We start from the raw sequence: 26,367 nt of genomic DNA, 5'->3' as shown, positions 1-26,367 counted from the left end.
TTTGTAAAACGCGAGCCTGCGTGACCGGTGGCAGGGTGACTTTCCGCGCATTGCGCCGGGCTGGCGTGGGCCTATGATGCCGGTATGTCCTGGACCAATTTCAACCATATCCGGCTGCTGCGGCTGACCGGGCTGTTCACCTACCTCTGCGTGGCGCTGCCGCTGCTGCCCGGCAGCTGGAGCCTGGCCCAGGTCAATGCGTGGTGGAGCAATCCGAACATCTCCGGCTGGATCCTTTCCTACCTGGTGTTCGGACTCACCTACCTTCTGCTGACCGGCCGCTCGGGCATGAGCCGGCAGAGCGGTCGCGCGCAGGTGCTCAAGCTGTTCGGCCTGGTGGTGCTGACCGGTTCAGCGGTAGCGATGGGCTGGTTCAGCCAGAGCGGCTTGTCGGCGATGCTGATGCTCGTGATCGCGGTGGTCTTGCCCTGGCAGCTGCCGGTGGTGGCGGGGCTGGTATGGATGCTGGCGCAGAACCTGATGCTGATTCCGATCATCGCCAGCTACATGGGCTGGACGATCGTCACCGCGTTCCTGCAGGTATGCATGTACCTGGGCATCTCTGCGCTGGCGTTCTTCACCTCGATGGTGGCGAGTCAGCAGACCGAGGCGCGCGAGGCACAGCGGCGGCTCAACTCCGAACTGCGCGCCACCCGCGCGCTGCTAGCCGAATCGACCCGCATCGCCGAACGCATGCGCATCGCGCGCGAACTGCACGACCTGATCGGCCACCACCTGACCGCCCTCAGCCTCAACCTGGAAGTGGCCAGCCATCTGGCCAACGACGCCTCGGCCGAGCACGTGCGCAAGGCGCAGGCGACCGCGCGGCATCTGCTGTCGGATGTGCGCGAGGCAGTCAGCGAGCTCCGCCAGGACGACGCCATCGACCTGACCCAGGCGCTGCGTAGCCTGATTGAGGGCGTGCCCGGGCTGTCCGTGCACGTGGACACGCCGCCGCGTTTCAGCGTGGAGGATCCGCGTCGCGCACAGGTGCTGCTGCGCTGCGCGCAGGAGATCATCACCAACTGCGCCAAGCATGCGGGCGCGCGCCAGCTCTGGCTGACGTTCGCCTATGCCGATGCCAACCAGATCGGGTTGCACGCGCGCGACGATGGCCGCGGGTCGGCGCACTTCAAGCCTGGTAACGGCCTTTCCGGCATGCGCGAGCGGCTGGCCGAGTTCGGCGGCAGCGTGGCGGTCGATACCGCCGTCAGCGAGGGATTCGCGCTGACCGTGCGGCTGCCGCTGGGCGAGGCGCTGGAACTGGCCCATTCGCCCTCCCGGCTCGAACCGCCGGCGTTGAGCATGTCATGACGCCGGGCTGGCGTGTCCCATGCCAGAATGACGGGCAGCGCCCGGCGCCACGGTCGCGCGGAAAGCGCACCATCACCGCACTATCGAGGAACCGCGATGATTTCCGTCTGTCTCGTCGATGACCAGAACCTGGTGCGCCAGGGCGTCCGTTCGCTGCTGGACCTGGCCGAAGACATCCGTGTGGTCGCCGAGTGCGTCGACGGCGCGCAGGCCGTGGCCGACATTCCGAGGATCAAGCCCGATGTCGTGCTGCTGGATCTGCGCATGCCCAACATGAGCGGGCTGGAAGTGCTGCAGGCGCTCTCGGCGCGCGGCGAGCTTCCGCCGACCATCATCCTGACCACCTTCGACGACGACCAGTTGGTGCTGCAAGGCCTGAAGGCCGGCGCGCGCGGCTACCTGCTGAAGGATGTCTCGCTCGAGCAGTTGGTCGAGGCGGTGCGCACTGTCGCGGCCGGCGGCTCGCTGGTCGCGCCGATGGTCACCCAGCGCCTGCTGGCCGGGGTGGGGCGCATGCAGAACCAGTTCACCAGCCTGGAGCAACCGGACCCGCTGACCGAGCGTGAGACGGAAATCCTGCGCCTGCTGTCGGGTGGCTACTCCAACAAGGAGATCGCCAACTCGCTGAAGGTCGCCGAGGGGACGGTGAAAAACCACGTCTCGAACATTCTTTCCAAGCTCGGCGTGCGCGACCGCACCCGTGCAGTGTTGAAGGCGCTGGAGCTGGGGATCGTCTGATTCATCAGGCTGCGCCGAGCGTGCAGGCGCAGCCCGCGTTGGGAGTCGGGCGCGACGGGCCGGCGCTGCACTGGACTGGCCCCGGGTCCTTTGCGTTCGTCCCGGGAAAGCGATCCTGCGAGCCGCCGGCAGCCCGCCCCAGGCCGTTTTCACGGCGCCCAGACAGGCCCCTGCGCGCCCGATGGCGTTCCAGCCCGCGAGCAAGTACCATCCCAAGCTTCGGTATTTCGCCGACCCTCGCCGTGCCTTCCTCCGGGGTCAAACCCGTGGTGCGGATCCGACGGGAACCTTATAGCGCTGCGCGGAAAACGCTCGGAGAACCCAGGTAATGATGCGTGTTCTTGAATTCATTGTGGCCCTGATCATCGTCGCCGTGGTCGGTGTCGTGGTAGGCGTGATCATGCCCGGCAGCGGCCATGTGGAACGATCGCTCGTCTTCGGCAAGGACATGCGCCAGGTCTACGACGTCCTCAACAACTTCCGCCGCTTCGAGGACTACTCCTCGCTGCGCCAGGAGGACCCGAAGATCCAGTTCAAGCTTTCCGGCAAGGCCTATGGCCCCGGCGCGGAAATCAGCTGGACCAGTGACAACGACCGCATCAGCGACGGCAAGCTGACCATCGCCAGCGCCGACCCCGATTTCTACAAGGTCGACAACACCGTCAACGAAGCCAAGGTCGTCTGGAACCTGGACAACGACTGGCGCGGGCAGGACAAGCACTTCACGCTGGACCTGGAGCGCCAGGGCAGCCGCCATCAGCTGACCAAGGTCACCTGGTCCTACGACGTGGCCTACGGCTTCAACCTGGTCAACCGCTACTCGAACCTGTACATCCATGGCGATCCGGATTCGTTGATCCAGACCAGCCTGGGCAACCTGCAGAACGTGCTGGCGGCGGTGCCGAACATCGACTACGGCAACCTGGTCCCGTACATCCGCCCGACCCAGCCGACCCCGATGTTGGTGGTTTCCAGCTCGATCCCGCGCAGCGGCGGCCTTGCCGCGCTGGACGATGCCACCGCCACCGCCGTCAAGCAGATCCAGGACGCTGCCAAGAAGCTGGGCGTCAACGTGGTCGGCCCGCGCGTCATCTTCACCACCAACTTCGGCGACCAGAACTACACCTTCGATGTCGGCATGCCGATCGACGCCACCAGCCTGACCGTGGCTGGCCAGAGCCAGGAGCTGACCGCACCGCAGCCGCCCAAGCTCGGCGACGAAGAGGCGCCGGCAGAGGCTTCCAGCGCGCCGGCGAGTGCCAGCAGCGCCGCTGGCGCCAAGCCGGCCGGTCCGCAGCCGGGCGACCATGACCGCTTCGGTCGCCTGATCGTGGACAACAACGTGCGCGCCACGCTGGCCTTCGGCGGCCCCGCCCTGGTGGGCGTGTGGAACGGCACCGCCGCCGGCGTGCCGCAGACCCGCGAAATGCTCAAGGCCTACGCGCAGACCCACGGCTACAAGTTCGACGAAGTGACCAACCGCCTGTACGACATCGAAGTGCAGCCGGAGGCCAAGGACAAGGGCGGCAACATCACCACCTACGCCAAGTACGACGTCTACCTGCCGCTGCTGGGCGACGATGTGCCGGAGCAGACCCCCGAGCAGGCCGCTGGCATTCCGCAGCCGACCCTGGAGCCGGCGCCGGCCACCAGCGCTTCGGCGCCCGCCGCCAGCGCTTCGGCGCCTGCCTCGTCCGGCACTGCCACCGCTCCGGCCGAGGCCGCCAGCGCAGGCCAGTAAGCCCACGCGGTTCGTCCCCCGAAATCCTGCCCGCCTTGCGCGGGCAGGATTTTTTTTGTCCGCGAAGACGGCGCTTGGGCCACGCGCCTCCGTAGGTCGATGCGCGGCGCGTGGCGGCGCATCGCCAGGGCCTCGGCGGGCATGGGTCAGTAGCCGCGTCAACCTGCCGAACCGCGCGGCAGGACACAACGCTCCCGCATGCCGCATGGCAGCCTGCCTCACGCAGGGGAAGCAGCGCCGCCTGGAGGCGGCCATTCGGGAGGGAGTGAACGCATGTCGCATCACCATCACGTGGCCCACAAGGGACGCGCAGGGTCTGTCGTGCCGCGCACGGGCCTGGCCGTCCTCGCACTGGGATTGTGTCTGCCCGCGCTGGGCCAGCAGGCGCCCCAGGGCGACGCGAAGGACAAGGGAAAGATCACCGAACTGGACAGCGTGCAGGTGATCGGATCTCGCGCCAGGGACCGCACGGCTGCCGAGGCGGTCGCGCCGGTCGACGTCATCAGCGCCGAACAGCTGCAGAACGCCGGCGTGGTGGAAGTGGGACAAGCGCTGCAGATGCTCGAGCCGAGCTTCAACTTCTCGCGCACATTCGTCAGCGATGGCACCGACATCCTGCGTCCGGCCACGCTGCGCGGCCTCGGTCCGGACCAGGTGCTCGTGCTGGTCAACGGCAAGCGCCGCCACCAGCAGGCGCTGGTGAACGTGCAGCAGACCGTCGGCCGTGGCTCGGCCGGCACCGACATCAACGCCATTCCGATCTCGGCGATCGAGCGCATCGAGGTGCTGCGCGACGGTGCGGCGGCACAGTACGGCTCCGACGCGATCTCCGGGGTGATCAACATCGTGCTGAAAAAGCAGACCGGCCAGACCAACGTCTCGCTCGAAAGCGGCCAGACCTACAAGGGCGACGGCCTGATGCGCCAGGGCAGCGTCAACACGGGGTTCAAGCTCGGCAGGGACGGATACCTCGACCTCACGCTCGAATACCGCAAGCGCGACGCCACCAACCGCGCCGGGCTGGACACGCTGCGCGTAGATCCGCCGCGCGTCACCCAGCGCCTGGGCGATGCCGACGCCAAGGATGCCTACTTCTGGCTCAACGGCGGCCTGCCGGTGGCGGGTGGCGAGCTGTACTGGTTCGGCGGCGTGTCCAAGCGCGACGGCAGCTCGTACGGCTTCTTCCGCCCGGCCGGCGACAACCGCACGGTGCCGGCGCTCTATCCGGACGGCTTCCTGCCCAACATCGTCACCACGGTCAAGGACGCCTCGCTGGCCGTAGGATTTCGTCATCCGCTCGGCGACTGGGACATGGACGTGTCGGTCAACCGCGGACGCAACCATTTCGGCTTCCACGAGGCCGACTCGGTCAATGTGAGCTGGTGGTACGAACCGGCGCCGGACGGCGGCATCTACGCGCAATCGCCGACCGAGGCCGACACCGGCAAGCTCAAGCTTACCGAGACCACCTTCAACCTGGACCTGCGCGGCCCGGTCGACTGGGGCGTGGGCGCCAATCCACTGGACCTGGCCACGGGCGTGGAGTGGCGCAAGGACGAGTACGCGATCACCCCGGGCGATCCGGTGACCTACACCTACGGGCGGACCAACGACCGCGGCATTCCGATCTTCGGCCAGACCGGCGAGATCGCGCAGCCGGGCATGCAAGGCTTCCCCGGCTTCTCGCCCACCGAGGCGGTAAATGATGGCCGCCACAACTGGGCCTTCTACCTCGACGCCGAATCGCAGCTCACCGACCGCCTGCTGCTCGGCGCGGCGGCGCGCTACGAGAAATACTCGGACTTCGGCAGCACCACCACCGGCAAGTTCTCGGCGCGCTTCGACGCAACCGACAGTTTCGCCGTGCGCGGCACGCTGGCCACCGGCTTCCGCGCCCCGGGCGTGCAGCAGATGTTCTACAGCCAGCGTTCGACGAACCTCGATCCGAGCGGCGTACTGGTGGACACGCTGACCGCGCGCCAGGACAGCCCGGTCACGCGCGCCTTCGGCATCCAGCCGCTGAAGCAGGAGACCTCGCGCAGCGGCACGCTGGGCATCGTCTACAAGCCGATGGGCGACTTCACGCTGACCGCCGACGTCTACCGCATCGACATCGACGACCGCATCATCTTCTCCAGCAACATCGTGCCCGAGACGGTCGGTACCGACGGGCTGGCGTGCGCGCCGGGCAACGCCAACTGCCCGATCCGCGCGATCCTCGATCCGCTGGGCGTGGGCCAGGTGCTGTTCTTCACCAACGCGATCGACACCCGCACCGAGGGCGCCGACGTGGTGGCACAGAAGGGTTACGCCTTCGATGGCGGCAGCAACCTCGATCTCACCGCGTTGCTCAGCTACAACCGCACGGAGGTGACCGGGCGCAAGTCGCAGTCGGCCATCCTGCCGCCGGAGAAATTGTTCGACGACACCCAGGTCACCCTGGTCGAGCAAGGCCAGCCGCGCGTGCACCACATCCTGCAGGGCGTGTATCGCACCGGCGCCTGGGACTTCACGCTGCGCGGCAACTATTTCGGTCCGGTCAGCGGGCAGGGCTTCACGCCCGGCATCAAGCAGACCTGGGGCGGCAAGTGGCTGGCCGACGTGGCGCTGGGCTACCGCTTCTCCGACGCGGCCAAGCTCACAGTGGGCGCCGACAACGTGTTCGACACCTACCCGGACAAGTGGGATCCAGACACGGGCGCGCCGTTCCCGCAGCTGGGCTTTACCTATGGCTGGGAAACCATGCCCTTTGGCATGAACGGCGGGTTCTACTACGCGCGGCTGGATTTCCGGTTCTAGGCGAAGACATTCCCGCCCGTCCTGGGCGCCTTCCCCCGTTCGCGGGGGAAGGCGCCGGGAGGGATCGACCTGCCGCAGCTGCGTACCGTGCGCTAGAGTGACGGGCCAGTCCAGGCCCCGCACCGCATGATCGAAGCCGACCGACTTACCCGCTGCTATGGCCGCCTCATCGCGGTGGACGCGCTGTCCATCCGTGCCGAGCCGGGTCAGGTGCTGGGGCTGCTCGGTCCCAATGGCGCCGGCAAGTCCACCGCCATGCGCATGATCGCCGGCTTCCTGACGCCCACCGCCGGCACCGCGCGCGTGTGCGGCCACGACGTGCAGCGCGAACCGCTCAAGGCCAAGCGCGCGCTCGGCTACCTGCCCGAGGGTGCCCCGAGCTACGGCGAGATGACAGTGCGCGAGTTCCTGACCTTCATCCTGCGCGTGCGTGCGCTGCGGGCCGAAGCAGGCTTCCGCCGCTTCGACGAAGTGGTCACGCACCTGCAGCTGGAGGACGTGCTCGAGCAGTGCATCGACACGCTATCCAAGGGCCTGCGCCGGCGCGTGGGCCTGGCGCAGGCGATCCTGCACGACCCGCCGGTGCTGATGCTCGACGAACCCACCGACGGCCTGGACCCGAACCAGAAGCACGCCGTGCGTCGCCTGATCGACTCGATGGCGCGGGAACGCACCATCCTGATCTCCACCCACCTGCTGGAAGAGGTCCACGCGCTGTGCAACCGGGTGGTGATCATCGCCCGCGGCAAGCTGCTGGCCGACGCCACGCCGGCGGAACTGGAAGCGCGCTCGCGCTACCACGGCGCGGTGTCCTTCAGCGCGCCCGGCAGCGGCGTGTCCCAGGAGATGCTCGGCCGCCTGCCGCAGGTGGCGGCGATCGAGGTCGATCCGCTGGACGGGCGCATCACCGTGTTCCCCAAGCCCGGCGCGCGCATCCTGGAACCGGTCGAGGACCTGCTGCGCCAGCAGGGCCTGGAGGTGTCGGAAATCCAGCTCGAGCGCGGCCGGCTGGACGAAGTGTTCCGCCAGATCACGATGGGGGAGGACGCCTGATGCACCCCGTCGCCGCGATCATGCGCCGCGAACTGCGCAGCTATTTCGTCACGCCGGTGGCGTACGTGTTCCTGGTGATTTTCCTGGTGCTGGCCGGGCTGCTCACCTTCTACGCCGGCGACTTCTACGAGCGCGGGCTGGCCGACCTGCAGCCGTTCTTCGTGATCCACCCGTGGCTGTACCTGATCCTGGCGCCGGCGCTGTCGATGCGCATGTGGGCGGAGGAGTCCAAGGCCGGCACGCTGGAACTGCTGCTCACGCTGCCGGTGACGCTGGTGCAGGCGATGCTGGGCAAGTTCCTCGCCGCCTGGCTGTTCCTCGGGCTGGCGCTTTTGCTGACCTTTCCGATCTGGGTCACCGTCAACTACCTGGGCGATCCGGACAACGGCGTGATCTTCGCCGGTTACCTGGGCAGTTGGCTGATGGCCGGCGGGTTCCTGGCGATCGGCGCCTGCCTCTCCACGCTCACGCGCAGCCAGGTGGTGGCCTTCATCCTCACCGCGCTGGTGTGCGTGCTGCTGATCCTGGTCGGGCAGCCGCAGGTGCTGGATTTCTTCCAGGGCGCGCTTCCGCGCAAGCTGGTCAATGGCGTGGCGCACCTGTCGATGCTGCGGCATTTCGAAGCAATCGCGCGCGGCGTGCTCGATGTGCGCGACCTGATGTATTTCCTGCTCACCATCCTCGCCTGGCTTACCGCCGGCGTGCTGGTGCTCGACCTGAAGCGGAACCGCTGACATGCGCCGCCTGCACATCGGTCGCCGCACCTGGCTGGTCACCGCGCTGGTCGCGCTGACCCTGGCTTTCATCGGCATTACCCTGGCCAGCAGCCGGTGGCTGCAGACGGCGCGCGTCGACCTGACCGCCGACCACCTCTACACGCTCACGCCCGGCACGCAGCACATCATCGACGACCTGCACCGGCCGCTGAAGCTCACGCTGTATTTCTCCGAACACGCCACCCGCGACCTGCCGCAGCTGCGCAGTTACGAACAACGCGTGCGCGAGATGCTGCAGGAGATGGTCGCCCGCTCGCGCGGCCGCGTCCGGCTGGCGGTGATCGACCCGGTACCGTACTCGGACGACGAGGCCAGCGCCGAGGGCGGCGGCCTGACGCCGATCAACGGCGGCAGCAACGGCGAGCGGGTGTTCTTCGGCCTGGTCGGCAACACCGTGCCGGGCAGCGAGGGCGAAGGCGAGGATCGCAACCTGTCGATCCCGTTCTTCGACCCGGCACGGGAGACCTTCCTCGAGTACGACATCGCCAAGCTGCTCTACGAACTGGACCAGCCCAGCAAACCCCATATCGGGCTGATCAGCTCGCTGCCGCTGGCGGGCAATCCGGCGATCGGCGAGCCGCCGTGGGCGGTCGTGCAGCAGCTGGAGCAACTGTTCGATGTCAGGACGCTCGACGCCGACACGCTCAACCGCGTGGGCGACGACATCCAGGTGCTGCTGCTGGTGCATCCGAAGCGGTTGCCGGACGCCGCGGTCTATGCGCTGGACCAGTACGTGTTGCGTGGCGGGCACCTGGTGGTGTTCGTCGATCCGGATGCCGAGCTGGACACCACGCCCTACGTAGACAGCAACGGCATGACCGACGACCACAACTCCGACCTGCCGCGGCTGTTTGCGGCGTGGGGTGTGGCCTTCAATGCGAGTTCGGTGGTACTGGATCGCTCGCGAGCGCTGCAGATCGAGCTGGCCGGCACCAACCTCAACCATCCGGCGATGCTTGGCCTGGGTCCGCAGGAGCTCAACCACAACGACGTGGTGACCGCCAGCCTGCAGCGCATCAACGTCTCCACCGCCGGCAGCTTCGACCTCGCGCCCGACGCGCAGACGCGCCTGCTGCCCTTGATCCAGAGCAGCGCCGAGGCCGAGAAGGTGCCCTCGCAGCGCGTGCTGGAGGCGGTCAGCGACCCGACCTCGCTGCTGCAGGGTTACCAGCCGGACAACCAGCATTACGTGATCGCGGCGCGCCTGCGCGGCACCTTCCACAGCGCCTTCCCGCAGCGTGCCGGTACCCCGGGACACCTGGCCGAATCCAAACCCGATTCCGAAGTCGTGCTGGTCGCCGACACCGACATCCTCAGCGACCGGCTGTGGGTCGAGATGCAGAACTTCCTGGGCCAGCCGATGCTGTCGGCCTTCGCCAACAACGGCGATTTCGCCACCAACCTGGCCGACAACCTGAGCGGCTCCTCGGCACTGCTTTCCATCCGCGGGCGCTCGGCCTCGCAGCGGCCCTTCACCCGCGTGCGGGCGCTGCAGGCGGCGGCGGACCAGAAGTTCCTCGTGAAGAAGCAGGAGCTGGAACGGGAGCTGGCCGAGACGCGGCAGCGGCTGGACGAGCTGCAACCGGTCAAGGGCGGGCGGTCTGGTGGGGCCAGTGCGCAGCAGAAAAGCGAGATCGAGCAGTTCCAGCAGCGGCGGCTGGCGATCAACAAGGAGCTGCGTGACGTGCAGCACCAGCTCAATGCCGAGATCGATGCGCTCGGGTTGCGGTTGAAGGTGATCAACATCGTGCTGGTGCCGGCGCTGGTGACCCTGATCGGGCTGCTGTACGGCTGGCGACGTGTGCGCCAGAGCCGGTCGCGGCCGGGCTAGAGGCTTTAGATACTCGTCGGAGCGGGTTCTTTCAATTGCCCGTCGGCTCGGAGCAAGAGCTTTCGGACACCTGTCGGCGCCCGAGTACTTCTTTGCTTGCCCAAAGAGAAGTCACCAAGAGAAAGGGCACCCCGAATGGCGCGCCCTACGGGCCTTCGGACCTCCGGGTGCGCGTGCGGGCGGCGGGGCTTTTCGGCGGGACTCCTGTCCGACGAAAAACCGGCCGGCGTCCTGCCGGCCACCGTTCGGGCTGATCCGCCACCCATCCGCCGCGCCATAGGGGACCCGAAAAAGCAGCGCGCTTTCTGCGCGCACTTCTCAGTAGAACCAAAGCGCAGAGCCATAGTGCAGGTGAGGTTGCTCGCTCGTGCGAAAAGCAAGTCGCATGGGGCAAACGCCCTCTCCCCTCCGGGGAGGGGGTTGGGGTGAGCGGCCTGGGGCTCGCCGGGAACTCCGTCCCTGAGCTCTGACCGCCGCCAAAGCGGCAATCTGCCGCAAGCGCCCCGGCATCGTGCCGCGGGGACTATCCTTGCAGGCTGGTGGTCGTGCGGGCCGGTGATGGCGCTGTTGCTCAAATGGATCGTGCCGTGGGAGTTCTCGTGGGTGTTCCTCGCGAGCTTCCTCGTGGCCGCAGTACTGTACTGGCGGGGTTCCCGCGCGCTCGGCGTGAGCCTGGGGCGGCGCCTGTCGTTCTGGAGCGGCATGGCGATCATCTACCTGTCGCTGCACACCTACCTCGACTACTACGCGGAGCACGAGTTCTTCATGCACCGCATCCAGCAGGTGCTGCTGCACCACCTGGCGCCTTTGCTGGTGGTGGCGTCCTACCCGGTATCGGTAATGCGGGCAGGCCTGCCGCTGGAGTGGCGTACGCGGTTGCTGCGGCCGGTGCAGCGATCGGCGCCGTGGCGGGCGGCGAGCGCCGTGCTGTTCAATCCGGCGCTGGCGACGTTCCTGTTCATCGCCTTCATCCTGGTCTGGCTGATCCCGTCGATGCAGACGCTGGCGATGCTGGACTGGCGCATCTACCGCTTCATGAACTGGACGATGCTCGGCAGCGGATTCATCTACTGGTCGCTGGTGCTGGATCACCGGCCGCGTCCGCCGGGACGGATGATCCCGGGCCTGCGCGTGCTGTCCCCGGCCATTACCATGACGCCGCAGATACTGGCCGGCGCGATCGTCACTTTTTCCAAGACCGACCTGTATCCGATCTTCGAGATCTGCGGGCGCGCGTTCACCTTCAACGTGCTGACGGGGCAACTGGTCGGAGGCGTGATCACCTGGGTGCCGGCAGCGATGATCGAGTCGATCGGCGCGTTGCTGGCGCTGCGCCAGTGGCTGGCACTGTCGGGGCGCGGCCGGATCCGCCGCGAGCATCGCGTGCCCGCGCGGCCGGTCGCGCGCGATACGCAACGCGCATCGTAGGGCGGGTTTCAGCCCGCCGGCTTCTGCCGCGAACGCGGCGAGTGGGCGAAAGCCCACCCCACGTGGGTTTACAGCGCGTTAGCCGGTTTGGCGAGAAAGTCGGTGGCCAGCGTGCTGCCGTCGGCGAAATGCAGCGTGAGCCGCAACGTCTGGCCCGGCTGCACCACTTTGGCCGCGTCCATCAGCATGAAGTGGTAGCCACCCGGCGCCAAGGCGACCTGGCCGTGCGCGGGCACGATCAGGCGATCGACCATGCGCATGCGGCCCATGCCGGTGTCGGTGGAGCTCTCGTGCAACATCACGCTGCCGTAGGCGGCGCTGCTCGCGCCATCGAGCACGACGGGCTGGTCGCCGTCGTTGCGCAGGGTCACGTAGCCGCCGGCCGGCAGGCTGGCGGGCATCACGCGGATCCAGGCGTCTCCAGCATGCACATGGTCGGCCTGGCCCGCGTGGGCGGCGCCGGCGCCGAGCAGTCCGGCGAGCAGCAGGGGCAGCGAGCGCAAGGTCATTTTCCGGCTTCCAGCAACAGGTAGAGATCGTGGACGAGGTCGTCCTGCGACGCGGCGGGCGTGGCGAGCAGGCGCGCCTGGCCCTGGCGGTCGAACAGATAGATCGCCGAGCTGTGGCTGACCTCGTACTGGCCGTTGGCTTGCGCCGGCTCGCGAGTGAACGCGGAGCGGTAGCGCTTGCTCAGCGCCTCCAGCGCGCGCGGCGCGCCGGTCAGGCCGACAGCCCGCTTGTCGAAGGCATTGACGTAGGCATGCATGATCGCGGGCGTGTCGCGTGCCGGATCGACGCTGACGAACAGGATGCGCGCGCCGTCCGCCTTTGGACCGACCCTCTGCAACACCGCGTGCAGGTGCGCCAGCGTGAGCGGGCAAACGTCCGGGCAGTGCGTGTAGCCAAAGTACAGCAGCACCACCTTGCCGCGGTAGTCCTCGGCGGTCACCGGCTTGCCGTTGTCGTCGGTGAGCTGGAAGGCGAGGTCGGGCATGTGGCCGCTGATGTCGGTCAGCCGCCAGGGCAGGGCCTCCTCGCGGTGGCAGGCGGTCAGCAGTACGACGCCGAGCAGCAGGACGAGGCGGGCCAGGCGCGAGGGCTTCATGCAAGAATCCGGGCGATGCATCCCGCCAGCATACGCCACGCGGCGATGCGGACGCCCGCAACGAGGAGCTTATGCGACAACCTGTCCCTCCCACGACGCGCGCGCTGCCCTGGCTGGTAGGCGCAGCGGGTGCCAGCGCGGTGCTGCTTGGCGCGTTCGGCGCGCACGCGCTGCGCGGCGTGCTCGATGCCGGCGGCCGCGAGGTGTGGCACACCGCCTCGCAGTACCACTTCTGGCACGCGCTGGCGTTGGCGATCACCTGCCAGGCGCCGCCGGGCAGGCCACGGCGCTGCGCGCTGGCGGCATTCGCGATGGGCATCGTGCTGTTCTGCGGCAGCCTCTATGCACTGGCGTTGGGTGCGCCGCGGTGGTGCGGGGCGATCACGCCGTTGGGCGGACTCGCCTTCATCGTCGGCTGGATCGCGCTGGGCCTGGCCTTTCACCGCACGGACAAGATCGCGTCATAGCCTCGTCATGCCCGCGCGCGAAGCTGCGGGCATGCGCCGATACATCTCCCTCAAGGAGTCGTTGCGTCGACTCGACGGTCGGGCAGGGTTTGCCGCTACCTTCCTGGCGGCGGCGACGCTGACCGGCGTGATCATGCCGCCATCGCCCGCGGCGCCGCCGAAACAACTGGTGCGCTGGACGGACGAAGGCCACGACTGGCTGCTGGTGGCCGACCGCCAGCACGATCGAATCCAGGCCTACGACGCGCGCGATGGACGTCCGCTTGGGACGCTGGACCGGCGCTCCGGTCTTGCCGATGTCGACCGGCTGGTGCTCGAAGGGCGCTGGCTGGTCGTGCTGGGGAATGACGGGCCGACGAGGGTGCGGTTGCCGGGATTGCGGCCGCAGCCCCTGGCGCAGGCATCGCGCTGAAACTCGCGGTAGGAACGCCCCTGGGCTCGACCGTGATGCTCGCGGTCGAGCCCAGGCGCTCTCCAAAGCCGGTATTCAACGGCTATCCGCGTCCGGCTCGTCGTCCACTACCGGCTTGCTGGTCCCGGCCTTCAACCGCCCCGACTTGCGCAGCGCCTCGCGCAGCACATATTCGATCTGCGCGTTGACGCTGCGCAGCTCGTCGTCGGACCAGCGCTGCATGGCTTCGAGCACGCTGGCGCTGATCCTCAGCGGATAGGCCTTTTTCTCGGCGGGCATCGACTCAGTCGCGCTTGCGCCGCGCGGCGACGGCCACGGCAATGATCAGGATCACGACGATGACGGGAATGGCGTAGCTCATCACGTTGTCTCCTTCAGCCGTAGAGGGTGCCGGTGTTGACCACCGCCTGCGTGCCGCGCTCGCCGCACAGCACCACCAGCAGGTTGCTGACCATGGCCGCCTTGCGCTCTTCGTCCAGTTCGACCACGCCGCGGCGGCTCAACTGGTCGAGCGCCATTTCGACCATGCTCACCGCGCCTTCGACGATCCGCGTGCGTGCAGCGATGATCGCGCCGGCCTGCTGGCGCTGCAGCATGGCCTGGGCGATTTCCTGCGCATAGGCCAGGTGGCTGATGCGCGCCTCGATCACCTGCACGCCGGCCTGTTCCAGCCGCGCCTGGATCTCGTCGCGCAGGTGGTTGTTGATCACCTCGCCATGGCTGCGCAGCGACGGTTCGCCGTCATCGTGCGCGTCGTAGGGATAGCTCTGCGCCATCTGGCGCAGCGCCGATTCGCTCTGGATGTGCACGAAATTCTCGTAGTCCTCGACGCGAAACACGGCCTCTGCAGTGTCGACGACCTGCCACACGACCACCGCGGCGATCTCGATCGGATTGCCGTCGTTGTCGTTGACCTTGAGCTTCCCGCTTTCGAAATTGCGCACGCGCAGCGACAGCCGGCGCTTGGCATAGAACGGGTTGGTCCAGCGCAGGCCCTCCTCGCGCACGCTGCCGGCGTAGCGGCCGAACAGCTGCATCACCTGGGCCTCGTTGGGCGCGACCTGGAAAAACCCCTTGAGCAGGAACCCGGTAAACGCCAGCAGCAACATGCCCGGGACCACGTGCGGCGCCGGCTGCGCTCCATCGGTGCTCACCAGCAGCAGGACGCCAATGGCCGCCAGCACCAGGCAGACCCCGATGAAGGGGATGCCGGCGATCGAAAAACCCTTGCGTTCGTTCATGACGCTACCTCCCTTAGGTATGGGAAGTAGATATCAAAAACATATCACCATGCAAGTGTCGTCAGTGGCCGGTGCTGCCATCGCTCCCGGTGTTGCCTCCCGGGTGGCCGGCGGGCGCCGCCTGACCGCCGCCGGCCGGCAGGCTCAGGTCGGCTCCGGGCTCGGCCTGGCGGATGTGCAGGTTGCCGAACAGCTGGGTGGTGGCGGCGAAGTGCCAGGGGTCGCCGTCGCCGCTGGCCAGCGCCAGGTGCGTGCTGTCGAAATGCCGGAGCGCGGCGTCGAAGCTCTGCCAGCGGCCGTGCACCCAGGCTTGGACCCACTCGTGCGGAATGAACAGCTGCGAGGCGCCGGCAAAGCGGTCGGCGTACACCATGCCGGTCACCACCCGCGCCGGGATGCCCTGCGCGCGCGCCATCGCCGCCAGCAGCACCGCATATTCGGTGCAGTCGCCCGCGCGGCTGTTCACTACTTCCAGCGCGGAGGCATAGCCGACGTCCAGGCCGTGGCCGGTGATGTAACGGCTCACGAACTCCCGCAGCCGGCGCATGCGCTGCAGGTCGTCGTGCGCACCGCCCACCGCCTCCGCGGCCAGCCGGCGGATCGCCGGTGCGTCGGATTGCAGCCAGGCGTTGGGCTGGGTGTCGGTCGGCCGGGGCGGCGCCTGTCGGCCGACGTGGGAGTTGCCCACGTCCAGCATCCAGTCGGTACCGCCCAGTGGCGTGACCTGCTGTTCGTCGGTAGTGATGAAGGGCTGCCCGATGTTGCCGCTGATGCGGATGCGGTAGCGCATCGGCACCGCGCGCACATAGCCCGGCAACCAGCGCGGCGAATCGATCGTGGCCGCGCGCAGCATGTCCACCGGCTGGTTCGGGGCCAGCGCGCAGGCGCGGTCGCAGGCGAGCATTTCCAGCGGCTGGCCGAGCAGGCTCATCAAACCCTTGCGGGCAATCCCGCGGTCGTCGACCCACAGGTCCAGGGTCTGGCGTCCGTGCGCCAGCGAGAGGACCTGGCGCTGGTGGCTCAGGCGCATGGCGCCGCCTGGCAAGGTCACGGTTTCGTCGCCAAGCACATCCACCCGCACGTGGACGACCTGCTGGCTGGACGGATCGAACTCGTGCAGCTGGTAACTGGTGCCCGGCGTGCGTCCGGCGGCGAGGGTCGCGAGGCGTTGCCCCTCGGCGAGCAGGGCGTCGCCGGGCCAGTCCATCAGCATCGTGCGTGTCTGCCCACCCACCGTGGTGGTGACTCGATAGCGACCGGCAACGTCCGGCATGGCATCGACCGTGCTGTCCATCGAGGACATCCGCGTGCGCGCCGCGAAGCCGAGCGGCTCACCTTCCGGGCCCTCGACGCTCTGGCTCATGTTGCCCAGGTGCATGGGCTTGCCCGAGCGGCTCAGGTCCAGCGACAGCGTCTGCGTGGTGGTGAGGATGTCGCGCTGGCGCTCGCGGTCGATCTGCACATGCCCGACCTTGCGCCCGCCGAGCAGCACGGTCATCCAGTCGGTCTGGACCGGCACGGCCGCTTGCGCGGCACCCAAGATGCCCAGCCAGATCGCAGGCACCAAGCTGAGCAGGACGCGTCGCATGGTCAACCCCGGGGACGGATGACGAGCCCAGTGGAACGGTTGGCGGGGCCGGCGTCAATGCGCACTGCAGCGTAGCCCTACAATGCGCCCCATTCTTCCAGGGAGCTTTCCATGAAGCCTTTCGGCACGCCGCTTTCCGACCACGCCGTGCGCGTCCTGCTGCTCGGCTCGGGCGAGCTGGGCAAGGAGGTGGCGATCGAGCTGCAGCGTTTCGGCGTGGAGGTGATCGCGGTCGACCGCTACCCGGACGCACCGGCCATGCACGTGGCGCACCGCAGCCATGTGATCGACATGCTCGACGGCGCCGCGTTGCGCGCGCTGATAGCGCGCGAGAAGCCGGACCTGGTCGTGCCCGAGATCGAGGCCATCCACACGCCGACGCTGGTCGAACTGGAGAAAGAGGGGTTGCGCGTGATCCCGACCGCACGCGCCGCCTGGCTCACGATGGATCGCGAAGGCATCCGGCGCCTCGCCGCCGAGGAGCTGGGCGTGCCCACCTCGCCCTATCGCTTCTGCGACACGCAGGCGGAGTACCGCGCGGCAGCCGAGGCGATCGGCTACCCGTTCGTCATCAAGCCGGTGATGAGTTCCTCGGGCAAGGGACAAAGCACGGTGCGCGATGCCGGCGAGCTCGACGGGGCCTGGGACTATGCACAGTCCGGCGGGCGCGCGGGGCAGGGGCGCGTGATCGTCGAGGGTTTCGTCGACTTCGATTACGAGATCACCCTGCTCACCGTGCGCCACCGCGATGGCACCAGCTTCTGCCAGCCGATCGGCCACCGCCAGGAACACGGCGACTACCGCGAGTCGTGGCAGCCGCAGCCGATGAGCGAAGCGGCGCTGGCCGAGGCGCAGCGCCAGGCCGCGGCGATCACCCAGGCGCTGGGCGGTTGGGGCGTGTTCGGCATGGAGTTCTTCGTCCGGGGCGACAGCGTGATCTTCTCCGAGGTCAGCCCGCGTCCGCACGACACCGGACTGGTGACGCTGATGTCGCAGGAACTTTCGGAATTCGCGCTGCACGCGCGGGCGATCCTCGGCCTGCCGATCCCGGTGATCCGCCAGTGGGGGCCGTCGGCCTCGTGCGCGGTGCTGGTCGAGGGCGAAGGCCGTCATCCGCGCTACCACGGCGTGGCCGATGCGCTGGCCGAGCCCGACACGCAGTTGCGCATCTTCGGCAAGCCGGAGGTGAAGGGTCGCCGGCGGATGGCGGTGACGCTGGCGCGGGACGTCGATGTGGAGGCGGCGCGTGCCAAGGCGGTGCGGGCGGCGGGGTGCCTGAAGGTAGAGCTTTGAGAATCCGCATACTCGCCTGATGAAGCTCCCTCGCCCCTCAGGTGAGAGGGAGCTTGTCCGCGCGATGGGCTAGGCTCGCGGCTTCACCGGAGGGAGAGCAAATTATGGCATCGGACGGCTTCGCGCACTGGCTGATCGTGCTGGTCGAAACATTGGCGGCATTCTTCGTGCTGATGCTCGCGCTGGCGGTAATGCTCGTGCTGGCCGTATGGATTGCCGACCGCTACCAGACCGGCAACGCGGTGCTGCGCAACTTCCCGGTCATCGGGCATTTCCGCTACGGGTTCCTGCGCCTGGGCGAGTTCTTCCGCCAGTACCTGTTCGCCAGCGATCGCGAGGAGCTGCCGTTCAACCGCGCCCAGCGCGTGTGGGTCTACCGCGCGGCCAAGAACGCCGATACCACCATCGGCTTCGGCACCACGCGCGATCTTTCCGCCGAGGGCGTGCCGTTCTTCGTCAATGCGCCATTCCCGCGGCTGGAAGGCCACCATGTCGATCCCAAACCCGTGCGGATCGGCCCGTACGCGCGCGAGCCCTACGATCATGCAGCCTTCTTCAACATCTCGGCGATGAGCTACGGCGCGCTGTCGGCGCCGGCCGTGCGCGCGCTCTCGCATGGCGCAGCCAAGGCCGGCATCTGGCTGGATACCGGCGAGGGCGGGCTGGCGCCCTACCACCTGGAAGGCGGCTGCGACCTGGTGTTCGAGATAGGCACCGCCAAGTACGGCGTGCGCACCGCCGACGGCCAGCTCGATGACGAGCGCCTGCGCGCGATCTGCGCACACAAGCAGGTGAAGATGGTCAGCATCAAGCTCGGCCAGGGCGCCAAGCCCGGCATGGGCGGCCTGTTGCCCGGCATCAAGGTGACGGCGGAGATCGCGGCGATCCGCGGCATCCCGATTGGCGTGGATTCGCAGAGCCCCAACCGCCACCTGGACATCGCCAACGTGCCGCAGCTGCTCGACGCCATTGCACACGTGCGCGAGGTCGGCGGAAAGCCGACCGGCTTCAAGGCGGTGCTGGGCGACCCGGCGTGGATCGAGGAACTGTGCGACGAGGTGTGGAGGCGCGGGATCGAGAGCGCACCCGACTTCATCATCGTCGACGGCTCCGAAGGCGGCACCGGCGCGGCGCCGCAGACGTTGATGGAGGGCATGGGCTTGCCGCTGCACGAGGCGTTGCCGACGCTCATCGACACGCTGATCGCCAAGGGTCTGCGCGAACGCATCAAGGTGATCTGCTCGGGCAAGCGCATCACGGCCTACGACGTGGCCTGGGCGCTGTCGATGGGCGCGGACTTCGTCAACTCGGCCCGCGGCTTCATGCTCGCGCTCGGCTGCATTCAGTCGCTGCAATGCAACCGCAACACCTGCCCGACCGGCATCACCACGCAGAACCCGAAGCTGCAGCGCGGTCTGGTCGTCACCGACAAGAGCGAGAAGGTGTACCACTACGCGCGCAACCTGATGTACGAGGTCGGCATCATCGCCCACAGCTGCGGGGTCGATGATCCGCGCCAGCTCGATCGCACGCACTGCCGCGTGGTGGGGGACGACGGCCTCTCGGTGCCGCTGATCAAGCTGTTCCCGTATCCGGAAGTTGGCTCGACGCGACGGGTCGAGCCGCGCCCTTCAATCTGAAGCCCGGACCTATGACGCCAGCGGGGCCCAGCCCTCGCGCGTTCGCACTTGCAGCGGGTGGAAGCGCCGCTTGTAATCCATCTTCTCGTGGCCTTCGATCCAGAAACCCAGGTACAGCCACGGCAGGCCGCGGCGGCGGGCCAGCTGCACCTGTTGCAGGATGGCGTAGGTGCCCAGGCTGCGCGCGCTCTCGTCGGGGTCGAAGAAGGTGTAGACCGCGGACAGTCCGTTGGCGCACACGTCGGTGACGGCCACCGCAAGCAGCCGCGCGTCGAGGCGGAACTCCAGGAACAGCGTGGGGCTCCACGGCGCGGTCAGGAAGCGGCGGAAGTCGCTGGCGTCGGCCTCGTCCATGCCGCCGCCGGCGTGGCGGGTGCGCAGGTAGCGCTCGTACAGCGCGTGGCGCTCGGCGTTGTAGCCGGCCATGCATTCGACCACCGTGAGATCCGCGTTGCGCTTGAGGCATCGCCGCTGCCCGCGGTCGGGCACGAAATGCTCCACATCGATGCGGCAGGGCGTGCAGGCGCGGCACTGCGGGCAGTTGGGGTAGTAGAGATGGCCGCCCGCGCGGCGGAAGCCACGCTCCAGCGCGGGACCGTAGAGCTGGTCCAGCCGTGGCGCGGCCGGGTCGATCACCAGGTTCTGCGCCGTGCGCTCGGCGTAGTAGCCGCAGGCATGCGGCAGGGTCTGGAACAGGCGGACGCGTTCGGAGCGCATGAGCCCGATTCTATGACCGAGCGCGCGGGCGGTTGCAAATATTCCGAGAAGACCGCCTTGATCGGGCGCTAGATCTTGCCCATGTAGCGCAGCATCAGCACGATGAAGGCCGCCGCCAGCGCCAGCAGCACGATGCGGCGCACGCGCGTGGCTACGCCCGAACGGCGCGACTCCGGTGTCGGATTGCGCGCCGCGGCCAGCTCCTCGCCGTGGCGTACCATCGGCTCGATGCCTAGCCCGCGCATCAGCGTGCGCGCCTGGGTGTAGTCGTCGGCGCGGTTGACCCACACCTGCGGCCAGCTCTCGCGGCTTTCGTTGCGCTGGGCATAGCTGAAGCGCTGGTAGCTCGGGCGATTCCAGTTCGACCGCCCGGTGACGGTCGTTTCGATGCCGTGTTCGGCCAGCAGCGCGACCACGCGGTCGATGTTTTCCTGGCGGGGAGAGGTATAGAGCGGACGCATGGATGGAGTCTAGCCGTTCGCCGGGCTTCCCTGTAGGAAAGGCTAGCCGTTGCGCAGGCGGATCAGGCCTTCCTGCGCGGTGGAAGCGACCAGCCGGCCGTCGCGGCTGTAGATCTGTCCACGTGCCAGGCCGCGGCCGCCCTGCGCGGTGGGGCTGTCGAAGGAATACAGCAGCCATTCGTCGACGCGGAACGGCCGATGGAACCACAGCGCATGGTCGAGGCTGGCCATCTGCACGTTGTGGGTTAGGTAGGAAATGCCGTGCGGCAGCGTAGCGGTGCCGATCAGGTGGAAGTCCGAGGCGTAGGCGAGCAGGGCGCGGTGCAGGATGGCCGAGTCGCCGATCGGCGCGGTCAGGCGGAACCAGATGTGCTGGATCGGCGGGCGCTTGGCCGGGTGCAATTCGTCGCGCGGCCAAACCTGGCGGAACTCGAACGGGCCATCGATGCCGAGCCAGCGCTGCAGCTTCACCGGCAGCTTGGACAACTCGTCCGGCGGCAGGTGGCGCATCGGTTCGAGATCCTCGGGCGAGGGCACTTCGGGCATGGCGCTCTGGTGCTCGAAGCCCTGTTCCGGTACCTGGAAGGAGATCGCGCCGTTGAGGATCGGCTGGCCATGCTGGATCGCCACCACGCGACGCGCCGAGAAACTGCCGCCGTCGCGCGCGCGTTCCACCGAATAGACGATCGGCGCGTCGATGTCGCCGGCACGCAGGAAGTAGGCGTGCAGCGAGTGCGCCTCGCGCTTCGGATCCACCGTCTGTTGCGCGGCTGCCAGCGCCTGGCCGAGCACCTGGCCGCCGAACACGAAGCGCGTACCGATGTCGCGGCTCTGGCCGCGGAACAGGTTGTCTTCCAGTCGCTCGAGCTGGAGCAGGTCGACCAGTTCCTTGACGTGTTCTTCCCGCATGGGGTGTCCGAGGTGCGTGGAGGGATGTGGATTATAGCTGTGCTCCCTCTCCCCTCCGGGGAGAGGCTGGGGTTGGGGGCGGGGGTTGCCTCGTGGCTTGAGAGCAAGAGCTTTCGGACGCCTGTCGGCGCCCGAGTCACTTTCTCTTGCTTGCCCAAGAGAAAGTAACCAAAGAGAAGGGCACCCCGATGGCGCGCCCTTCGGGTGCGCGTGCGGGTGGCGGGGTTTTTCGACGGGGCTTCCTGCCCCGACGAAAAACTGGCCGGCGTCCTGCCGGCCACCCTTCGGGCTGATCCGCCACCCGCCCGCCGCGCCATAGGGGACCCCGGTAGAGCAGCGCGCTTCCTGCGCGCACTTTTCAGATGAAGCTACGCAAAGCGGAAGGCCGGAGCGGAAGGCGGGGCGTGCGCTGAAGTAGCTCCCTGTTCCCCGCGGGGAGAGGGGTGGGGTTAGGGGCGGGGCTCGCGGGACAGCTCGGTCAGGCCCCGATCCGCTCCAGCCCGCAGGAGGGAACGATCGCGTCCCACGGGAACAACGGGCCTGGATCGAGCTTGCGCGGAACCATGACCGCCGGGTCGTCACTGGCCGGCACGCGCGCGGTGTCCAGGTCCTCATGCCCGGCGATGCCGCGCAGGTTGGGAAACTCCCGACGCAGCTGCGCGAGCAGACCGCGCAGCGCTTCGATCTGCCCTTCGGGATAGGGCTCGCTCATCGACTGGTTCCCAGCCAGGAACCAGTCCGGATAACGGCCGCTGTTGACCAGCTCGATGCCGATCGAATCCGCATTGCGCCCCCGCACGTGGTGCGCGATGCGCGTGCCGGGCACGTAGCGCAGGATCGTGCCGTCGCGGTCGATGTAGTAATGCCCGCTGTTGCCGGCGCCGCTCTCGTACAGCACCTTCTCGCCGTACTCGCGCGCGGTGAGCAGGTCCGGCAGCTCGGTGCAGTGGATCACCACGAGCGTCACCGCCTCGGCGGGACGTTCGGGCAGGGAGTCGACGTAGGGCAGTGGCTGGTCGGTGATCGCGGGCATGTGAGGGAAGTCTCGCACGGCACCGGCTATCATGCCCGGTCCCACGGCGGTCCGGAGTTCCGAGCGATGCGCGGCACGATCCTTCTTTCGCACGGCTCCGACTCCAGCCCGGAAGCCACCAAGGTCAGCGCCCTTGCGGCGCTCGCCGAGGCGCGCGACTGGCGCACGCAGCGGCCGGACTATCGCGAGGACGACGCGCGCGGACACGCCGGCTCGGTGGCGCCGCGGCTGGCGCGCCTGAATGCCGCGATCGCGGACTGCAAGGCCCCGCCTGTCCTGGTCGGTTCCAGCATGGGTGCGTTCGTCTCGGCGGTGGCCTCGCTGGAGCATCCGGTCGCAGGCCTTTTCCTGCTTGCCACGCCGGAAGCGATCCCGGGTGTCGAGACCGCGCTGGATGTCCGCCAGGACGTGCCAACGCTGCTGATCCACGGCTGGCGCGACGAGGTCTGTCCGCTGGATGGCGTCTACAGCTTTGCCGCCCGCCGCCAGCTGCCGCTGCTGGTCCTCGACGACGACCATCGACTGGGCAGCAGCCTGCCGGCGATCGAACGCCAGTTCGCCCTCTTTCTGGACACACTGGCATGAGCAACTTCTTCGCCACCTGCCCCAAGGGCCTCGAATACCTGCTGCGCGACGAGCTGCTCGCACTGGGCGCCGCCGAGGCGCACGAATCGCTTGCCGGCGTGCGCTTCACCGGCACGCTGGAAACCGCCTACCGCGCCTGCCTGTGGTCGCGACTGGCCAGCCGCATCCTGCTGCCGCTGGCCGAGTTCGATGCGGCGGACGACGAGGCGCTATACGCGGGCGTGCAATCGATCGACTGGTCGGCGCACCTCGCGCCGCACGGCACGCTGGCGGTCGATGCGCACACCGCGCTGAGCAAGCTCACGCACAGCCAGTTCATCGCCCAGCGCGCGAAGGACGCCGTGGTCGACCAGTTCCGCCAGCGCGAGGGCGCGCGCCCGGGTGTGGACACCGAGGAACCGGACGTCCGCCTGAACCTGCGCCTGAAGCGCGACCGCGTGACGCTCTCGCTCGACCTGGCTGGCACGCCGCTGCACCGCCGCGGCTGGCGCGAACAGCAGGGCGAGGCGCCGCTGAAGGAAAACCTCGCCGCCGCGATGCTGCTGCGCGCGCGCTGGCCCGAGGTATACGCCGAAGGCGGGGCACTGCTCGACCCCATGTGCGGCTCCGGCACGCTGCTGATCGAAGGCGCATTGATGGCGGCGGACTCGGCGCCCGGCCTGCGCCGCGAGTACTTCGGCTTCCTCGGCTGGAAACAGCATGACATCGCGATGTGGCGCGGCCTGCTGGATGAGGCGCGCGAGCGCGCCGAGGTGGGCCTGCGCAACCTGCGTGCAACCTTCTTCGGTTCCGACGCCGACCCGCGCATGGTGCAGACCGCCAAGCGCAATGCGCAGGAAGCCGGTGTGGCCGGGTTCCTCACGCTGGAGAAGCACGACGTCGCGCACGCCGCGCCGCCCCCGGGGCAGGAGCGCGGCCTGGTCATCACCAACCCGCCCTACGGCGAGCGATTGGGCGACCGGGCGCAGATGCCGCAGCTCTACCGCGCGCTGGGCGATGCGCTGCGCGCGCGCTTCACCGGGTGGCGCGGCGCGGTGCTGGCGGGCGACGCCGAACTCGGCCGCGCGCTGGGCCTGCACGCGGACAAGCGCTATGCGCTCTACAACGGCGCGCTGGAAACGGTGCTGCTCACCTTCGACCTGTCCGCGAAGGAGACCGCGCCACGCGAGCGCAAGCCACTCTCGCCCGGCGCGGAGATGCTGAAGAATCGCCTGGAGAAGACCGTGCGCCACCAGCGCAAGCGGCTGGCGCGCGAGGGCATCTTCTGCTGGCGCGCCTACGACCAGGACCTGCCCGAGTACGCCGCGGCGATCGACGTCTACGGCCGCGCGGGCGAGGAGCCCTGGCTGCACGTCCAGGAGTACCGCGCGCCCACCGACGTGCCGGTCGAGGTGGCGCGCACGCGCCTGCGCGAGATCGTGCGCGTGGCCGGCGAAGTGCTGGGCGTGCCGCGCGAGCGCATCGCGCTGAAGACACGCGAGCGCGGCAAGGGCGGCGCCAAGTACGGCCGCTTCGACCAGCGCGGCGAGTTCCATGAGGTGGAGGAGGGCGGCCTGCGCTTCCTGGTCAACCTCACCGACTACCTCGACACCGGCCTGTTCCTCGACCACCGGCTGGTACGCGCGAAGCTGCGCGAGCTCTCGCGCGACAAGCGCTTCCTCAACCTGTTCGCCTACACCGCCACGGCCAGCGTGTACGCCGCCGCCGGCGGCGCGCGCGACACCACCAGCGTGGACCTCTCCGGCACCTACCTGGAATGGGCCTCGCGCAACCTGGCGCTCAACGGTTTCACCGGCGCGGCGCACCGTCTGGTGCAGGCCGACGCCACGAGCTTCCTGCGCCAGGATCGCGGCCATTACGGGCTGATCTACGTCGACCCGCCGACCTTCTCCAACTCCAAGCGCGCCGAGGACTTCGACGTGCAGCGCGACCACGCGGCGCTGCTGTTGGCCTGCGCCGACCGGCTGGCGAGCGACGGCGTGGTGGTGTTCTCCAACAACTTCCGTCGCTTCAAGCTCGACGTGGCGTCGCTGGAGGAGCGCTTCACCATCGAGGACTGGAGCGCCCCGAGCATCCCGTTCGACTTCGCCCGACGCGCCGACATCCATGGTTGCTGGCTACTGCGCCTGCACGCGCAGGCCTCGCCGTGGGAGGACAGCCTGCGGCACCTCCACAACCGCCGTTGAGGTTTACTTGCGCCGGGTAGCGGACGCCGGTTCGGTGATCCGCAACACGGGCCTGCCCTTCCAGTCCTTCAGCGGGAAATAGGCCCGGTGCGTGACGGGGTCCACCGCGACCACGTGCGCGTTCGGGCCCAGCATGCCCCGTCCCGATGCACGTACGGCGCGACCCTTCACTTCGAACAGCGCCAACTCGCCCGACTCGCTGGCCACGTAGAGCCAGCCTGGCCCCGGGTCAAAGGCGAGCACGTCGGGTCTTTCGCCCACCGCGAAAGAAGCGACCACGCGACGGTTGCGCAGGTCGAGCACCAGCAGCCTTGCGTTGTCCTCGCACGCGATGAAGGCGAGCCGCGCGGGAGCGTCGATGAGGAGGCCGTGGTTGCCTTCGGCGCCGGGCAACGGAATACGCGCGACGACCTTGTCGGTGGCCGGATCGATTTCGGCCAGCACGCGACGCGTCTGCACGTTGGCGAAGACGTGCCCGGAAACCGGATCGTACTGCGTGTTGCCTACCTCGCCGCCGAGCGGGATGGTGGCGATCCGCCGGTTGCCGCGTACGTCGATCACCGTGTCGCTGCCGCCGTGCTCGTTGGAGACGTAGAGCTTGTGCGCACCCGGTGCGTAGGCCATGCCGTCGGGATAGTCGCCCGTGTGCATCCGGGCGATGACCTTCAGGCTCGTGGCATCGATCGCCACCACCTCGTCCGTGCCGGTGGCCGAGGCGTAAACGCGATCCAGCTCGGGAATCGCCAGCACGCCATGCACGCTGCTGACGCCGGATACGTCGGCGACCACCCGGTTGCCCCGCGTATCGAACGCGGTGACCACGCCGTCGCCCAAGTGGGCCAGGAACAGACGGTGGCGCACCGGGTCCAGGCTCGCGTAATCCCAACGCGTGGTGCGACCGGTCAGCGGTACATCGGCGACCGTGGTGAGCGGCAAGGGTGGTGCCGCCTGCCTGCCGGCGTTCGAGGTGACGGCCAGCAGTACGGTCACCAGTCCGGCGACGATGGGCCGGCACCGAAGGCTTCCAGGCGTCATGGCTCGCGTTCTCCG

At 68.4% G+C, this 26,367-nt stretch carries 24 protein-coding genes; 14 read left to right on the top strand and 10 right to left on the bottom strand.

Translation table 11 applies throughout. The annotated features are described in order from the left end of the window. Positions 1 to 84 precede the first annotated feature (84 nt). From LQ772_RS12495 to LQ772_RS12460, 8 genes are all read left to right on the top strand, one after another. Complete coding sequence (locus LQ772_RS12495) at positions 85 to 1,314, top strand: sensor histidine kinase (protein ID WP_231321207.1); 1,230 nt, start codon at positions 85 to 87, stop codon at positions 1,312 to 1,314. Positions 1,315 to 1,410: 96 nt separating this feature from the next. After that, positions 1,411 to 2,052 (top strand): response regulator, encoded by a 642-nt coding sequence (locus tag LQ772_RS12490; protein ID WP_231321206.1) that lies wholly within the window; start codon positions 1,411 to 1,413, stop codon positions 2,050 to 2,052. 328 nt (positions 2,053 to 2,380) lie between these two features. Beyond that, positions 2,381 to 3,793: an SRPBCC family protein gene (locus tag LQ772_RS12485; protein WP_231321205.1), complete on the top strand. Its 1,413-nt coding sequence runs from the start codon at positions 2,381 to 2,383 to the stop codon at positions 3,791 to 3,793. Positions 3,794 to 4,066: 273 nt separating this feature from the next. After that, positions 4,067 to 6,592 (top strand): TonB-dependent receptor plug domain-containing protein, encoded by a 2,526-nt coding sequence (locus LQ772_RS12480; protein WP_231321204.1) that lies wholly within the window; start codon positions 4,067 to 4,069, stop codon positions 6,590 to 6,592. Between the two features lie 126 nt (positions 6,593 to 6,718). Beyond that, positions 6,719 to 7,645 (top strand): ABC transporter ATP-binding protein, encoded by a 927-nt coding sequence (locus tag LQ772_RS12475; RefSeq protein WP_231321203.1) that lies wholly within the window; start codon positions 6,719 to 6,721, stop codon positions 7,643 to 7,645. After that, complete coding sequence (locus LQ772_RS12470; protein WP_231321202.1) at positions 7,645 to 8,379, top strand: ABC transporter permease subunit; 735 nt, start codon at positions 7,645 to 7,647, stop codon at positions 8,377 to 8,379. Before LQ772_RS12475 ends, LQ772_RS12470 begins: the two co-directional genes overlap by 1 nt. A 1-nt stretch (position 8,380) precedes the next feature. After that, positions 8,381 to 10,252: a Gldg family protein gene (locus LQ772_RS12465; protein WP_231321201.1), complete on the top strand. Its 1,872-nt coding sequence runs from the start codon at positions 8,381 to 8,383 to the stop codon at positions 10,250 to 10,252. Positions 10,253 to 10,807: 555 nt separating this feature from the next. Beyond that, positions 10,808 to 11,680 (top strand): cytochrome c oxidase assembly protein, encoded by an 873-nt coding sequence (locus LQ772_RS12460; protein ID WP_231321200.1) that lies wholly within the window; start codon positions 10,808 to 10,810, stop codon positions 11,678 to 11,680. 68 nt (positions 11,681 to 11,748) lie between these two features. On the opposite strand, the gene LQ772_RS12455 is transcribed toward LQ772_RS12460, so the two are convergent. Together LQ772_RS12455 and LQ772_RS12450 are read right to left on the bottom strand one after the other, a co-directional pair. Beyond that, positions 11,749 to 12,189 (bottom strand): copper chaperone PCu(A)C, encoded by a 441-nt coding sequence (locus LQ772_RS12455; RefSeq protein ID WP_231321199.1) that lies wholly within the window; start codon positions 12,187 to 12,189, stop codon positions 11,749 to 11,751. Continuing rightward, on the bottom strand, positions 12,186 to 12,785 hold the full coding sequence (locus LQ772_RS12450; protein WP_231321198.1) for an SCO family protein: 600 nt from the start codon (positions 12,783 to 12,785) through the stop codon (positions 12,186 to 12,188). The genes LQ772_RS12455 and LQ772_RS12450 overlap by 4 nt, the downstream gene beginning before the upstream one ends. 71 nt (positions 12,786 to 12,856) lie before the next feature. Here LQ772_RS12450 and LQ772_RS12445 point away from each other — a divergent pair, with 71 nt between their 5' ends. Further along, the gene (locus tag LQ772_RS12445) at positions 12,857 to 13,252 is read left to right on the top strand and encodes a DUF423 domain-containing protein (RefSeq protein ID WP_231321197.1); all 396 of its coding nucleotides are present in this window, start codon (positions 12,857 to 12,859) and stop codon (positions 13,250 to 13,252) included. Between the two features lie 31 nt (positions 13,253 to 13,283). Then, a complete protein-coding gene (locus LQ772_RS12440; RefSeq protein ID WP_231321196.1) occupies positions 13,284 to 13,664 on the top strand; it encodes a hypothetical protein in 381 nt (126 codons plus the stop codon). A 75-nt stretch (positions 13,665 to 13,739) separates the two neighbouring features. On the opposite strand, the gene LQ772_RS12435 is transcribed toward LQ772_RS12440, so the two are convergent. The 3 genes from LQ772_RS12435 to LQ772_RS12425 all read right to left on the bottom strand — a co-directional run bounded on the left by LQ772_RS12435 (position 13,740) and on the right by LQ772_RS12425 (position 16,493). Continuing rightward, positions 13,740 to 13,943: a type II toxin-antitoxin system antitoxin gene (locus LQ772_RS12435; protein ID WP_231321195.1), complete on the bottom strand. Its 204-nt coding sequence runs from the start codon at positions 13,941 to 13,943 to the stop codon at positions 13,740 to 13,742. 95 nt (positions 13,944 to 14,038) lie between these two features. Next, a complete protein-coding gene (locus LQ772_RS12430) occupies positions 14,039 to 14,905 on the bottom strand; it encodes an SPFH domain-containing protein (protein ID WP_231321194.1) in 867 nt (288 codons plus the stop codon). Positions 14,906 to 14,966: 61 nt separating this feature from the next. Then, positions 14,967 to 16,493: a transglutaminase-like domain-containing protein gene (locus tag LQ772_RS12425; RefSeq protein WP_231321193.1), complete on the bottom strand. Its 1,527-nt coding sequence runs from the start codon at positions 16,491 to 16,493 to the stop codon at positions 14,967 to 14,969. A 111-nt stretch (positions 16,494 to 16,604) separates the two neighbouring features. On the opposite strand from LQ772_RS12425, the gene purT reads away from it, so the two are divergent. After that, positions 16,605 to 17,786 (top strand): formate-dependent phosphoribosylglycinamide formyltransferase, encoded by a 1,182-nt coding sequence (purT, locus tag LQ772_RS12420; protein WP_231321192.1) that lies wholly within the window; start codon positions 16,605 to 16,607, stop codon positions 17,784 to 17,786. A 104-nt stretch (positions 17,787 to 17,890) separates the two neighbouring features. Further along, on the top strand, positions 17,891 to 19,426 hold the full coding sequence (locus tag LQ772_RS12415) for an FMN-binding glutamate synthase family protein (protein ID WP_231321191.1): 1,536 nt from the start codon (positions 17,891 to 17,893) through the stop codon (positions 19,424 to 19,426). 9 nt (positions 19,427 to 19,435) lie between these two features. On the opposite strand, the gene LQ772_RS12410 is transcribed toward LQ772_RS12415, so the two are convergent. The 4 genes from LQ772_RS12410 to LQ772_RS12395 form a co-directional block, all read right to left on the bottom strand. Next, positions 19,436 to 20,143 carry an arginyltransferase gene (locus tag LQ772_RS12410; protein WP_231321190.1) on the bottom strand — a complete coding sequence of 236 codons (708 nt, stop codon included), beginning with the start codon at positions 20,141 to 20,143 and terminating at the stop codon, positions 19,436 to 19,438. A gap of 68 nt (positions 20,144 to 20,211) precedes the next feature. Then, entirely contained in the window at positions 20,212 to 20,604 is a 393-nt protein-coding gene (locus tag LQ772_RS12405) for a hypothetical protein (protein WP_231321189.1), read from the bottom strand. A 42-nt stretch (positions 20,605 to 20,646) separates the two neighbouring features. Then, positions 20,647 to 21,513, bottom strand: a complete 867-nt coding sequence (gene tesB / locus LQ772_RS12400; protein ID WP_231321188.1) for an acyl-CoA thioesterase II — start codon at positions 21,511 to 21,513, stop codon at positions 20,647 to 20,649. 478 nt (positions 21,514 to 21,991) lie between these two features. Beyond that, positions 21,992 to 22,546, bottom strand: a complete 555-nt coding sequence (locus LQ772_RS12395; protein ID WP_231321186.1) for an N-acetylmuramoyl-L-alanine amidase — start codon at positions 22,544 to 22,546, stop codon at positions 21,992 to 21,994. Positions 22,547 to 22,612: 66 nt separating this feature from the next. Between LQ772_RS12395 and LQ772_RS12390 the strand changes: the two genes are divergently transcribed. Together LQ772_RS12390 and rlmKL are read left to right on the top strand one after the other, a co-directional pair. Continuing rightward, the gene (locus LQ772_RS12390) at positions 22,613 to 23,131 is read left to right on the top strand and encodes an alpha/beta hydrolase (RefSeq protein ID WP_231321184.1); all 519 of its coding nucleotides are present in this window, start codon (positions 22,613 to 22,615) and stop codon (positions 23,129 to 23,131) included. Then, complete coding sequence (gene rlmKL, locus LQ772_RS12385; protein WP_231321182.1) at positions 23,128 to 25,317, top strand: bifunctional 23S rRNA (guanine(2069)-N(7))-methyltransferase RlmK/23S rRNA (guanine(2445)-N(2))-methyltransferase RlmL; 2,190 nt, start codon at positions 23,128 to 23,130, stop codon at positions 25,315 to 25,317. The genes LQ772_RS12390 and rlmKL overlap by 4 nt, the downstream gene beginning before the upstream one ends. A gap of 3 nt (positions 25,318 to 25,320) precedes the next feature. Here rlmKL and LQ772_RS12380 read toward each other — a convergent pair whose 3' ends face one another. Further along, positions 25,321 to 26,352 carry a YncE family protein gene (locus LQ772_RS12380; RefSeq protein WP_231321181.1) on the bottom strand — a complete coding sequence of 344 codons (1,032 nt, stop codon included), beginning with the start codon at positions 26,350 to 26,352 and terminating at the stop codon, positions 25,321 to 25,323. Positions 26,353 to 26,367: the final 15 nt, after the last annotated feature.

The organism is Frateuria edaphi, assembly GCF_021117405.1.
In the GTDB taxonomy this organism is placed as follows: domain Bacteria; phylum Pseudomonadota; class Gammaproteobacteria; order Xanthomonadales; family Rhodanobacteraceae; genus Frateuria_A; species Frateuria_A edaphi.
Note: the sequence above shows the minus strand (reverse complement) of the source record. Positions and strands in the feature narration are given on the sequence as shown.